Raw genomic sequence first — 12,388 nt, 5'->3', positions numbered from 1 at the left:
CATGCTGGCGTTCAACGCATTCGGGACGACGGGCGGGCAGCCGTTCCCAACCATCCGGCTGACCAACGCTTCACCCAATTCAGCGGACCGGTCACTCCGACTTTAATCCCGACCATCTGCCTGCGATATGTCTTGAGCGTCCGTCGATAGCGCAGGCATTCAGGATCGCCCGACATCGCCCGTTCGACGGCTGCGACAGCGTCGAGATACGCGCCGCTCTCCCACAACACAGCGCCTTCCCATGCATGAATGTGCGCCATCTGAGGCCAGGCCTCGACGACCTGTCTGGCGAACGGCAGGGCCTCAGCCGGACGCTGCGCCGCCCGCAAAACATTGACGTAGTGGATCAGATAGATGGGCTCGTTTTTCGCCAGTTTGACAACCCGTTCCATCTCACAGACGGCCTGGTCATGCTGACCGGCGCCGGATAATATCTGCGCCAGAGCGACACCCGCTAATGGGTTACTTGGCGCCATCTCAACCGACAGACGCCCCAGGGAAAGCGCCACAGAGGACCTGTGAGCAGGCTGGGCCTGAGCAAGATTCGAGATGTAGACGCTGCTTTTACGTCGCTGTTCGCGCGCCTGGCGCGTGAAGGTCGCCGCGTTGATGTCACCGGACAGGGTCTGCAGAACCAGCGGTTTAAGCAGGCCGATCTCGCTCAAAAAAGTCGTCGCCGGATGAGACACATAGGGAAGGCGTATCGACGAAATTTTAATGTCTTTTCGGATAAGGGCGACCTGTCGACCGTCATCGACCTGCGGATCAAACACCACCACCGGGCTCACTGCGCAATGCAGTTTGCCGTCGATCTCCGGCAGCCATTGAATGCGTCTGCCATCCTGCAGCCAGCGCTTTTCAAACGGAGCCTTGCGCGGATCGACCGAGTATTGCGGCGAAATCGCCAGAACAGCATGAGCCCCCGCCGCATCCGCAAACCGCAGAGCCGCATATCCGCCCATGCTCGAACCATAGGTCATGACCCGTTCAGCGCCCGCCACGGCTTGGCGCACGGCGGCCATGGCGGCGATCATTTCCGGATACTGATACCAGTCATCCCCGACGCCCATCACATGCACAGCAGAGATGCCGTTATTACGCAGGAATTCTTCTCCGAAGCCCGGGCGATCAAAACCATGGCCGATGCCATAGTTATCAAAAGTCACCACCCAGCGACGTGTATCCGAGGTCGGCACGCTTCGGACAACAACATTATCGCTTCGAAAAAGCTCAAGCATACGGTCTCCTGGACCGTTTTTAAAACAACACAGCGCTCAGAGCATACTGAAATCGCAACACACCGTCATCTAGGCCCCGCGCGGCCGCCATCTGCGACAGGGACGGCTATTGCCCGCGCTGGACGATGAAGCCGATTGAAGTGGCCGCAAAACCGCTCAGAGCCACCTTCAGGTGCGGCTGCTCCTTGTAAGGCGCGATATCGTAGTAGCGATCCAGAGGTTCCGCCCCCGGATTCCAGTCGATCGGGGCGACGAAATGACCTTGTGCGCGCAGGCGCTCAGCCAGGGCCTCCAGATCACGGCGCCGGAACAGCACCGTTTCCATGTGATCCACGGTCTCAAGGTTCGACAGGACATTGAACTCAGTCGTATGAATCGCCCAACCGCCCGGCTTCAGGCACTGAACGGATCGCTCGATAAAAGTCAGCCCCTTGTCGATGGATCCCAGGTGCTCCAGAGCGCAAGCCGACCAACAGAAATCATACCCCGTCAGATCATCTGGAACCGCGTTCATATCGCACGCGCGAAACTCAACATTGCGGTCAAACAGGTCATCGGGACAGATGGCGGGCTTACGCAGCGCTTCCTTGCCGGCCGCGTGCTGGTTGGTTTGGGTCCAACCCAGACTGACGGCGCCTTCCAGCATCAGATCGGTCGCCATCACCTTGACGCCCTGTGAGGCGAAGAATGCCGAAAGCGGTTCAGTGCCCACGCCAAAACCCAACCCCTTGCGACCGGTCGTGACGACGCCGCGTTCCCACAGGGCCTGCGCGATAAAAACGAACTCCCAAAGCTTGCGATGATAACGCAAGGACTCGCCGAGTCGTTGGGTCCAGTACGAAAAATAAGGCTGACGAAAACTGTCCTGCCGACACATGGCGGCGGCGTCGAACACCTTTTGCCCCGGCTCGCCGCTGATGAGTGGCGGCTGGCCCAGCCACTGGTCTCTCGACGGCAATGACAGGGCGTCCAGCATCAGCAGATTTTCACGCTTCTGCTCAATGACCAGCTTCAGCAGACGGTCCACCTTGCGTTCCAGCTGGGTCGTCCGGCCCGGAAGCCGATTAATCTGCCGGAAAAACTGGCCAACCCGCTTTACGACTTCAGTCACACTGGCGATCCCATGTCAGCATCTTGCGAGCCCTGGACGAATGCACGTGCCTAGCAGCACGAGCAGACAGAAGAAAGCACCGATCAGCCAGACGCATGACACCATTCAGAAGGCTGAATCGATAACAAACGTCGAGGTCGCAGAAGCGTTGCAGCGCGCTGTCCCACAGAGCGCTGCAACGTGGTGTCACAGGTTCAGCAGCGCCGGGTCGCCGCCTTGAGCTGCGATGTTGATGCTGATGGCCTTTTCGGCGGCGTAGCGGATCAGGCTGTTGGGGCCGCCGGCCTTGGGGCCGGTGCCGGACAGGCCTTCGCCGCCGAAGGGCTGGACGCCGACCACCGCGCCGATGATCGAGCGGTTGACGTAGACGTTGCCCGCCGGGACCAACTCCATCACTTCCTTGGCGAAGGCGTCGATGCGGCTGTGGACGCCCAGCGTCAGGCCGAAGCCGCGCGCGGCCAGCTTGCCGGCGACCTTTTCCAGATCCTTCGGCTCATAACGGTAGACGTGCAGGATCGGGCCGAAGACTTCACGCTCCAGGAAGTCCGGGGTCGGGATCTCGGCGATGGTCGGGGCGAACAGGTCGCCCTTATCAGCGCCGGCCGGCAGTTCGGCGCGGGCGATGATCTTGGCTTCCTTGGACAGGCGTTCGACGTGGGCTTCCAGATTGGCGCGGCTTTCGGCGTCGATCACCGGGCCGATGTCAGTCCTGGCGTCGGTCGGGTCGCCTAGCACCTGGGCGGCCAGCGCGCCCTTCAGGCCCTCGATCAGGGCGTCGGCCGAATCCTTGGGCGCATAGAGGACGCGCAGGGCCGAGCAACGCTGACCGGCCGAGCCGAAGGCCGACAGGATGACGTCGTCGATGATCTGTTCCTTCAGCGCCGTGGTGTCGACGAACATGCCGTTCAGGCCGCCCGTCTCGGCGATGAAAGGGATGATGGCGCCGGGGCGCGCGGCCAGGCCGCGGTTGATCGCCGAGGCGGTGTCGGTGCCGCCGGTGAAGGCCACGCCGTCGATGCCCGGATGGTTGGTCAGGGCCACGCCGACCGTCTCGCCGCGACCGGGGACCAGGGCCAGCAGGTTCGGGTTCAGACCGGCCTTGTAGTAGAGGCGCACGGCTTCGGCGGCGATCAGCGGCGTCTGCTCGGCGGGCTTGGCCACAACGGCGTTGCCGGCGGCGAGCGCGGCGGCGATCTGGCCGGTGAAGATGGCCAGCGGGAAGTTCCACGGGCTGATGCAGGCGAAAACGCCGCGGCCGTGCAGGACCAGTTCATTGGTCTCGCCGGTCGGGCCCTTCAGGGTTTGGCGGCCGCCGAAGTCGCGCTCGGCCAGCAGGGCGTAGTAGCGGCAGAAGTCGGCGGCTTCGCGCACCTCGGCCACGCCGTCGTTCAGCGTCTTGCCCGCTTCACGCGACAGCAGGGCGACCAGACGGTCCAGATCGGCCTCCAGGGCGTCGGCCATGGCGCGCAGCACCGGGGCGCGGCCCGCGCCGCCCAGACGGTCCCAGGCAACCTGGGCCTCGGCGGCGGCGTTGATGGCGGCGTCGACGTCCTCGGTCGAGGCTTCGGAGACGTGGCCCAGAACCTGCGAACGGTCATAGGGGTTGGTGACGTCCTGTGCGTTCACTCCGGCGCGCAGCTTGCCGCCGATGATCGGGCCGGCGGTCAGCTTCTCGCTGTCGACGCGTTCCAGAGCGGCCGCATGGCGCTCGCGGTCGGAAGCCTGCGAATAGTCGCGGCCGAGGGAGTTCTGGCGGTCACCGTAGATGTTCATGGGTACAGGGATCTTCGGATGGCGGTCAGGCTGGGCCTCGACCGAGGTGATGGGATCGGCGGCCACGTCGGCCGCAGGCACGCGCTCGTCCAGCAGGGCGTGGACGAAGGAGGAGTTGGCGCCGTTCTCAAGCAGGCGGCGCACCAGGTAGGGCAGCAGTTCTTCGTGGCCGCCGACGGGGGCGTAGGCGCGCACGACGACATCGCCCCACTCGACCTTGGCGCCGTCATAGAGGGCCTCGCCCATGCCGTGCAGGCGCTGGAACTCGATGGTCACGCCGCGATCGGCGGCCATGCGGTGCACGGCGGCCAGGGTGTGGGCGTTGTGGGTGGCGAACTGCGAGAAGATGTAGGGCGAGGCCTCGATCAGCGCCTTGGCGCAGACCAGATAGTTCAGGTCGGTCGCGGGCTTGGTCGTGAAGACCGGATAGTCGGTGCGGCCGTTGACCTGGGCCAGCTTGATCTCAGTGTCCCAATAGGCGCCCTTGACCAGGCGCACCATCAGGCGACGGCCCGAGGACCTGGCCAGTTCGGCCAGCTTGGCCACCGTCTCGGTGGTGCGCTTCTGATAGGCCTGAACGGCGAGGCCCAGACCCTGCCAGTCGCCCAGCGCCGGTTCGCGCGCCAGCCGCTCAAGCAGCTTCAGCGACAGGGCCAGACGGTCGGCCTCTTCGGCGTCGATCGTGTAGTTGATGTCGTATTTGGCGGCGATCAGCGCCAGACGCAGGATGCGGGGATACAGCTCTTCCCAGACCCGGTCCTCCTGCACCGCCTGATAGCGCGGCGACAGAGCCGACAGCTTGACCGAGACGCCGTGGCCGCGCTCGGGGCCTTCGCCCTTGGCGGTTTTGCCCACGGCCTCGATGGCGTCGGCGTAGATCTTCTCATAGCGCTCGGCGTCGGCGGCGGTGCGGGCGCCCTCGCCCAGCATGTCGAAGCTGCACAGCCAGTTTTCGCGGTCCGAACGCTTCAGCGCGGCGTCGATGGTGCGGCCGACGACGAACTGCTCGCCCATGATCTTCACGGCGGTGGCGACGGCCTGGCGGATGACCGGCTCGCCCAGACGCCCGACCAGACGCTTGAGGAAGTTCGGCAGGTCGCTGCGCGCCTCATCGTCGACGTCGACCAGCTTGCCGGTCAGCATCAGGCCCCAGGTCGAGGCGTTGACGAACAGGCTGTCGGACTGGCCCATATGGCTGGCCCAGTCGGCCGAGCCGATCTTCTCGGCGATCAGACGGTCGCGGGTGTCGGCGTCCGGCGTACGCAGCAGGGCTTCGGCCAGGCACATCAGGGCCAGACCTTCGCGGGTGCCCAGGCTGAACTCCTGCAGGAAGCTTTCGACCACGCCCTGACGCTTCTGGCTCTTGCGCGCGCTTTCAACCAGGCCGATGGCGTCGTTCAGAACCGCCGCGCGACCGTCAGGCGTCAGGGGTTCGGCGGCCAGCAGTTCGGCCACCACCTCACGTTCGTCCCGGTACTTGTTCCGGTCCAGCTCATCCCAATGGCGAAGATCGGTCGGCGTCATGAAATCCATCCTGTGAATTTCTGCATATATGGCGAGAATGACCGAATGTGCAGCGCATCATTGCCGCAGGGCGCGTATAAAATTCAAGAAAAAGCAAAATCTTCTGTCATTTCCCGCACAGAGAAATGAGGTTCGGCTCAAGACGCCGTTCGCGAAGAGGTGAACCCCGTTCAGGCGGCGCTTTATCATGCCGTCTCGCCTTCGTCATGCGGAACGTCTAGAAGGGCCTGCTCGACGAAACGGCTCAAAGGCCCACTCGATTTCAATGCGCATCGTTCTGGTCACCGACGCCTGGGAGCCTCAGGTCAACGGCGTCGTCCGCACCCTGACCCGCACCGTGGCTGAATGCCGCGCCATGGGTCATGAGGTCGAGGTCATAGAACCCAGCCAGTTCAAGACCATCCCCTGCCCGACCTATCCCGAGATCCGCCTGGCGCTGGGCGCCGAGGAAGAAATCCGCGAACGCCTGCGCGCCTTTGAACCCGAAGCCGTCCACATCGCCACCGAGGGACCGCTGGGCATCGCCACGCGCCGCATCTGCGTAGAGTGGAAGCTGCCGTTCACGACCAGCTATCATACCAAATTCCCGGAATACGTATCTGCACGATTCCCGATCCCGGTTCAGGTCGGCTACGCCTATATGAAGTGGTTCCACAAGCCGTCGGGACGGCTGATGGTCGCCACCCCGACCCTGCGCGACGAACTGGTCGAGCATGGCTTCAAGAACGTCTCGCCGTGGACACGCGGCGTCGACACCGATCTGTTCCGTCCCGATCTGGAGCCGATCTACAAGGAAATGGGCGCCGAGAACTGGCCCCGCCCCTTCTTCCTGAACGTCGGCCGCGTGGCGGTCGAAAAGAACATCGAGACCTTCCTGGAACTGGACCTGCCCGGCACCAAGATCATCGTCGGCGACGGCCCGGCCCGCGCCGAACTGGAAGAGAAATATCCGGACGCGAAATTCCTCGGCGCCAAGTTCGGCGAGGATCTGGCGCGCTGCTTCGCCGACGCCGACGTCTTCGTCTTCCCCAGCTGGACCGACACCTTCGGCCTGGTGATCCTGGAGGCCATGGGCACGGGCACACCGGTCGCCGCCTATCCGGCGCACGGCCCGATCGACATCATCCCAGGCTCGGGCGCGGGCTTCATCGACGACGACCTGAAGACCGCCTGCATGAAATGCCTGGAACTGGATCGCAAGGACGTCCGCGCCTACGCCGAGAAGTTCAGCTGGCGGGCCTCGGCCGAGCAGTTCATCGAGAACCTGCAACCCTATCCCGAACCCGCGCGCGGTCGTTTCTGGCGCCGCCTGCGGCGCGTGACCCGACTGCGGCGCCGCGTCGCGGCCTGAAACCTCAGCAGAGGCGCTCGCGGCCAGGACAGCGGCCAACAAAAAAACGCCCCGGATATCGTCCGGGGCGTTTCGCGTTTCAGACCTGCTGCGATCAGTTCGGGCGGCCCATCGAGGTCATGGCCGAGGCCTTGGCGCGTTCCGCCGCCAGTTCTTCGGCGGGCAGAGGCACCAGACCGCGATCCTGCAGATAGCCGCCGCGACCGGCGGCGCCGTCCGAGATGAACTCCTGCACGAACTGTTCAAGACCCGGCGTCACGCCGATGTGGGCCTTCTTGACGTAGATGTAGAGGCTGCGGGCCAACGGGTAGGAGCCGTCGGCGATGCTGGCGACCGAGGGGGCCACGCCGTCGATCGTCTCGGCCTTCACCGTGTCCATGTTCTGCTCCAGGAAGGAGAAACCGAACACGCCGATCGAACCGGGGGTGCGGCTCAGGGTCTGGACGATGGCGTTGTCGTTCTCGCCCGCGTCGATCCAGGCGCCGTCTTCACGCAGGGTGTGGGCGACGGTCTCGAAACGGGTCTTGTCCTGCTTTTCAATGGCGGCGACAGCCGGGATCAGCTTGGCGCCCGGCGCCATGCCCAGTTCCAGGAAGGCGTCGCGCGTGCCCGAGGTCGGCGGCGGGCCGTAGACCTGGATCCGGGTGGTCGGCAGAGCCTTGTTGACGTCGTTCCACGTCTTGGCTGCATTGGGGCCGAGCTGACCATCGGCGCCCGGCGTTTCCTTGGCCAGGGCCTCATAGAGGTCGTTCAGTTCCAGGTTGAAGCTGGCGCCGGTGCGGGCGGTGGCGACGACGATGCCGTCATAGCCGATCTTGATCTCGACGATGTCGGTGACGCCGTTGGCGACGCAGCGATCGAACTCGCTCTGCTTCATCGGGCGCGAAGCGTTGGCGATGTCCGGGGTCGAGGGGCCGACGCCGGCGCAGAAGGCCTGAATGCCGCCGCCGGTGCCGAGCGCTTCAACGCGGGGCGCCGAACCGCCGCCGTTGCGGGCGAAGGTTTCGGCCACGCGGGTCGAGAAGGGGAAGACGGTCGAGGAACCGGCTGACCAGATGCCCGTGCGAGCCTTCTGCGAACCGGGGGCGGCGCCGCCCTCATTGTTTCCGCAGGCCGCAAGGGCCAGCAGGGCGGCCGCGCAGGCCGTGAACTTCAGTGTGCGGATCATGGCCGGACCTTCTCCAAGTCGTCAGTGTGCGACGCTTAAAGCAGGAGATTGTGACGGTCCGGCCAGACCTTTGTGACAGTCAGTGGAAACCTGTCCGCAGCCTTATGACGCCGCCGTCAGAGCAGGCGCCGGCGCATGACCTGCGACAGGGTGTCGATCAGGGTCACGGCGATGACCACGATGATGACGATGGCGGACACGGCCTTGAAGTTGAAGGCGTTCATGCTGTCGAACAGCACCTGACCGATGCCGCCCGCCCCGATCAGGCCCAGCACGGTGGCCGAGCGGCTGTTCGATTCGAAACGGTAAAGGGCGAAGGAGGTCCACAGCGGCGCCACCTGCGGGATCACGCCCCAGACGATCTCGTGCAGCTTGGAGGCGCCGGTGGCGCGCACGCCTTCGACCGGCCCCTTGTCGATCGACTCGACCGCTTCGGAGAACAGCTTGGCCAGCACGCCCGCCGTGTTCAGGGCGATGGCCAGAACCCCTGCCAGCGGGCCGAGGCCCACGGCGGTGACGAACAGCAGGCCGATCACCAGATCCGGCACCGAACGCAGCAGGTTCATCACCCAGCGCACCGGCGTCACGACCCAGACGGGCGCCATGTTGCGGGCGGCCGCCAGACCCAGCGGAATGCCGACCAGCACGGCCAGGAAGGTGCCCCACAGGGCGATCTGGACCGTCTCCCACATCTTGGCGACGAACAGCTTCCAGTCGGAGAAGTCCGGCCGCAGCAGGTCCTGGACGAACAGCCGGGTGCTCTCATTACCCGAGAACAGGCGCGAGACATTGCCCAGATCGACCGCATCGATGCTGTACAGCAGGACCACAGCGATCCCGCCCCACACCAGCATGTCCAGCGCCCAGGACAGGGCGGACTTGCGCGGCGCGGACGGAACCGTCGAGGCCGTAAGCGGCGCCGAGGTCAAGGTTGAACCTCACGCAGGCTGCGCAGGCGCTGGATTTCAGCGGCCGCAGCGGCGGCGCCGGCCTTGTCGCCCTTGGCCTCGGCCTCGGCGCGCTTCTGGTCGGCGATCATTTCGCGGATCGGGTTCAGATAGGAATCATCGGCCGGAGCGAAGCGGGAATATTCCAGATTCGCCAGCACCTTGCGCTGACGCTCGGCCTCGGCGCCCTCGCCCTGGCCATAGGTCAGGAAGAAGCCGCGGATCTTTTCCTTGATCGCCGGGTCCAGATCCTGACGCACGACGATGCCGCTCTCGGGCACGGGCGGCGAGGTCCAGATCTCCTCGATCTGATCGGCCAGCTGGGCGTTCTCGCGGCGCATGAAGATCAGGTTGACGCTGTTGGAGGTGGCCACGTCGATGACGCCGGTGGCGACGCCGAAGGCGTTGGCCTGATGGTTGGCCGAACGCACCGTCTTGAAGCACTGGGCGGGAGCGATACCGCGCTCATTGAACAGGAAGGTCATGGGCGCCAGCGTGCCCGAGGTCGACTGAGCGTCGCCGATGCCGAAGTTGTAGACCTTGCCGCAGGCCAGCACCTTGTCCAGCGTGATGCCCGAGCCCTTTTTGACGATCAGGGTCGACTGATAGGAATCCAGCCCTTCGCGGTTGACGGTGCGGGCGATGACCTCGGCGTTGGCGCGGTCGATGGCCTCGACCTCGGGCTTGGCCGAGAACCAGCCGACCTGGGTGTGGTTGCCGCGCATGGCCTCGACCAGCACGGTGTAGTTCGAGCCGAAATAGGGCTTCACCGGCACGCCGATGGCCTTGGACATATCGTCCAGCAGCGGCTGCCACAGCGGCCCGGCCGAGGCCTGGCCTTCCGCCGACAGGATGGAGAAGGTGATTTCCGACGGCGCGGCGCCCGGCGCCTTTTCGTCGCCCTTGCCGCAGGCGGCCAAGCCGAGGGTCAGGCCAAGGCTCAGCGTCGCGGCGACGGCGGCGCCCAGCATCCGGCGGGTCAGTTTGGAATGGGTCATGCCTTGGCTTCCCAGAACGCGTCCTCGTATTCGGGACCGTAGATTTCGATCAGGCGCTTGGTGTCCAGCCCCGTGGACGGGCCGTCGTAGACCACCTTGCCCTTCTGCAGGGCGACGACGCGGTCGCAGTAGCGGATGGCGTAGTCCACCTGGTGCAGGGTGACGATGACGCCCATGCCGTCGCGCTTGTTCAGCTCGACCAGCAGCTCCATCACCTTGCGGGCCGACACCGGATCCAGCGAGGCGACAGGTTCGTCGGCCAGAATGGCCTTGGCGCCCTGGACGATGGCGCGGGCGATGGCGCCGCGCTGCTGTTGGCCGCCCGACAGGGTGTTGGCGCGCTGGGCGGCGTAATCGGACACGCCGACGCGGTGCAGGGCCGCCATGGCCTTGTCCTTGTCCGCCGCCGGCCAGACGCCGAACAGGCCGCGCCACGACGGCAGACGGCCAAGCGCGCCCAGCATGACGTTGGAGAACAGGCTAAGACGCCCCACCAGATTGAACTGCTGGAAGATCATGCCCAGACGGCTGCGGGCGAGGCGCACGGCGCCCGTGACGCGGCCGTTCTGCTGAACCACATCGCCGAAGACGGAGATGCTTCCGCCCGGATCGATCGGGTGCAGGCCGGTGATCGAGCGCAGCAGGGTGGACTTGCCCGAACCGGACGGACCGATCAGGGCGACCATTTCACCGGCGCCGACCTCGACGGACACGCCGTCGAGCGCCTTTCTGGCCCCGTAGGTCTTCGAGACGTCGCGTACGGACGCGACGGCGGCTGTTGAAGAACTCATGAACCCATGGATGAGGTTGCGACAAAGGGGGCGCCGCATGACGCGAGACGAGCGCAAGGGCAAGTCTTAATGGCATGTCTGCGTCGATTTCGTCCAGTGCGGCGCGACCTCACACCCGAGTGTCGTCTTCGAAGGCGGCCCGTTCGACGGGGTCATCCAGCTTTCTCAGCGCCGCCTCGCGCGCCCACTGCGCCGTGTGCAGCGCCGCCCGGCCCAGGTCGCCGTCGCGCTGCGACAGCACCGCCAGCGTCTTCTGCATCTTGATCGCCACCGACACGTCCGACGAGCCGTAGCGGATGATGGGGGCGTAAAGATCCTCGACCATGTCACGCGCCGACACCGTGGGCGCGAACAGGCGGCTGCAGCTTCCATTGTCGCCCTCGGCCCCCTGACAGGTCAGGGCCCAGTCATCCAGCAGGCGCGCACCCGCGCCGATGACCTGAATGGCCGTGCCGGCGTCATTGATGCCCGGCGACAGCGCCTTGGCCGCAATCTCGCCCAGCACGATCAGCCCATAGCGGGGATCCTGATCGAAGGTGCGGTCCGCATCTAGAATGAAGGCGCCGCGCCACGCCGCCAGCTCCTCTTCGTCAGGACGGTCCCCGGACAGCCGGGCCAGGGGCTGGCCGCGCATCATGAAGGCGCCGGGGCGCACCAGAACCTCGACCTGCCGGTCCTGCGCCTCGGCCAGGGACTGCAACAGGCGCACGTCGATGTTCTGGACATGGCCCGCCACCTCGCTGCCGATCTCGACGCCGTCGGCGACGTGGCCTTCGGCGCCGCCCAGCCGGGGCGAACGGGCATAGGCCTGCATGGCGGCGGAGGTGCGCGCCTCGACCTGGGCGATGGTGTGCCCCAGACGCGCCAGACTGGTCAGACGGCTGACCCAGGCCAGCAGGCGGAAGGCGACCAGCGCCACCACGCCCAAACTCAGTATAAAGAGGATCGCCCGACCGCCCGGCCCGTAATATTCGGCGTTGATCGCCGTCACCCCGACCACGGAATAGAGGAAGGCGCCGACGAAGGTGGCCAGCGACTTCTGGGTGCTTTCATCGCCGGTCACCAGCGCCGCCGCGCGCGGCGTCGCCGAGGAAGAGACGCTGGTGTAGGCCGTCACCATCGCGCCCAGCGAAAAAGTCGCCACCGCCAGCAGGCTGGACGCCAGAATGGTCAGCACGGCCTCGACCGACGAGCCGCCCAGCCGGTCCGACAGGGCTTCGGGCACATAGGGTGCGCCGACTGCAGCCAGCAAGGCCGCCAGCACGCCGAAAAGCGCATAGAGGCTGGCGCGCCACCACAGCTGGCGCGACGCCTTTTGAATCAGAAACAGCCAACGGTTCATGCAGAGCCTCCCATTGCCGCCCAACGCATCGCCTTCATGCTGGTTGCCCGGACGCCTGCTGCGGCGTCACGTCGCCGCGCAGCGTGTCCCTGCCGCAATTTTTCCACTTTACATGACAGCCCAATGACCCCATATCGCGCGTTCC

Annotated in this window: 9 protein-coding genes; 1 reads left to right on the top strand and 8 read right to left on the bottom strand. The window is 65.4% G+C overall.

Annotated features, from left to right (window positions below; translation table 11 throughout):
- Nucleotides 1-11: 11 nt before the first annotated feature.
- The 3 genes from ACORJG_RS01385 to putA all read right to left on the bottom strand — a co-directional run bounded on the left by ACORJG_RS01385 (nucleotide 12) and on the right by putA (nucleotide 5,646).
- The gene (locus ACORJG_RS01385) at nucleotides 12-1,238 is read right to left on the bottom strand and encodes a hypothetical protein (RefSeq protein ID WP_427790972.1); all 1,227 of its coding nucleotides are present in this window, start codon (nucleotides 1,236-1,238) and stop codon (nucleotides 12-14) included.
- Between the two features lie 106 nt (nucleotides 1,239-1,344).
- A complete protein-coding gene (locus ACORJG_RS01380) occupies nucleotides 1,345-2,349 on the bottom strand; it encodes a hypothetical protein (protein WP_427790970.1) in 1,005 nt (334 codons plus the stop codon).
- 186 nt (nucleotides 2,350-2,535) lie between these two features.
- Nucleotides 2,536-5,646 carry a bifunctional proline dehydrogenase/L-glutamate gamma-semialdehyde dehydrogenase PutA gene (putA, locus tag ACORJG_RS01375; protein ID WP_427790969.1) on the bottom strand — a complete coding sequence of 1,037 codons (3,111 nt, stop codon included), beginning with the start codon at nucleotides 5,644-5,646 and terminating at the stop codon, nucleotides 2,536-2,538.
- Between the two features lie 265 nt (nucleotides 5,647-5,911).
- On the opposite strand from putA, the gene ACORJG_RS01370 reads away from it, so the two are divergent.
- On the top strand, nucleotides 5,912-6,997 hold the full coding sequence (locus tag ACORJG_RS01370) for a glycosyltransferase family 4 protein (protein ID WP_427790967.1): 1,086 nt from the start codon (nucleotides 5,912-5,914) through the stop codon (nucleotides 6,995-6,997).
- A 94-nt stretch (nucleotides 6,998-7,091) separates the two neighbouring features.
- On the opposite strand, the gene ACORJG_RS01365 is transcribed toward ACORJG_RS01370, so the two are convergent.
- The 5 genes from ACORJG_RS01365 to ACORJG_RS01345 form a co-directional block, all read right to left on the bottom strand.
- Nucleotides 7,092-8,165: a substrate-binding domain-containing protein gene (locus ACORJG_RS01365; RefSeq protein ID WP_427790965.1), complete on the bottom strand. Its 1,074-nt coding sequence runs from the start codon at nucleotides 8,163-8,165 to the stop codon at nucleotides 7,092-7,094.
- Nucleotides 8,166-8,281: 116 nt separating this feature from the next.
- Complete coding sequence (gene phnE, locus ACORJG_RS01360; protein ID WP_427790963.1) at nucleotides 8,282-9,094, bottom strand: phosphonate ABC transporter, permease protein PhnE; 813 nt, start codon at nucleotides 9,092-9,094, stop codon at nucleotides 8,282-8,284.
- Nucleotides 9,091-10,110 (bottom strand): phosphate/phosphite/phosphonate ABC transporter substrate-binding protein, encoded by a 1,020-nt coding sequence (phnD, locus tag ACORJG_RS01355; protein WP_427790961.1) that lies wholly within the window; start codon nucleotides 10,108-10,110, stop codon nucleotides 9,091-9,093. The genes phnE and phnD overlap by 4 nt, the downstream gene beginning before the upstream one ends.
- Nucleotides 10,107-10,901, bottom strand: coding sequence for a phosphonate ABC transporter ATP-binding protein (gene phnC / locus ACORJG_RS01350; RefSeq protein WP_427790959.1), 795 nt, complete (start codon nucleotides 10,899-10,901; stop codon nucleotides 10,107-10,109). The genes phnD and phnC overlap by 4 nt, the downstream gene beginning before the upstream one ends.
- 109 nt (nucleotides 10,902-11,010) lie before the next feature.
- The gene (locus ACORJG_RS01345) at nucleotides 11,011-12,243 is read right to left on the bottom strand and encodes a DUF2254 domain-containing protein (protein WP_427790957.1); all 1,233 of its coding nucleotides are present in this window, start codon (nucleotides 12,241-12,243) and stop codon (nucleotides 11,011-11,013) included.
- Between the last annotated feature and the right edge of the window lie 145 nt (nucleotides 12,244-12,388).

It is taken from the genome of Brevundimonas diminuta (assembly GCF_050310045.1).
Taxonomy (GTDB): Bacteria; Pseudomonadota; Alphaproteobacteria; order Caulobacterales; family Caulobacteraceae; genus Brevundimonas; species Brevundimonas diminuta_F.
The sequence above is the reverse complement of the archived record's forward strand: the minus strand, read 5'-3'. Positions and strand labels throughout refer to the sequence as shown.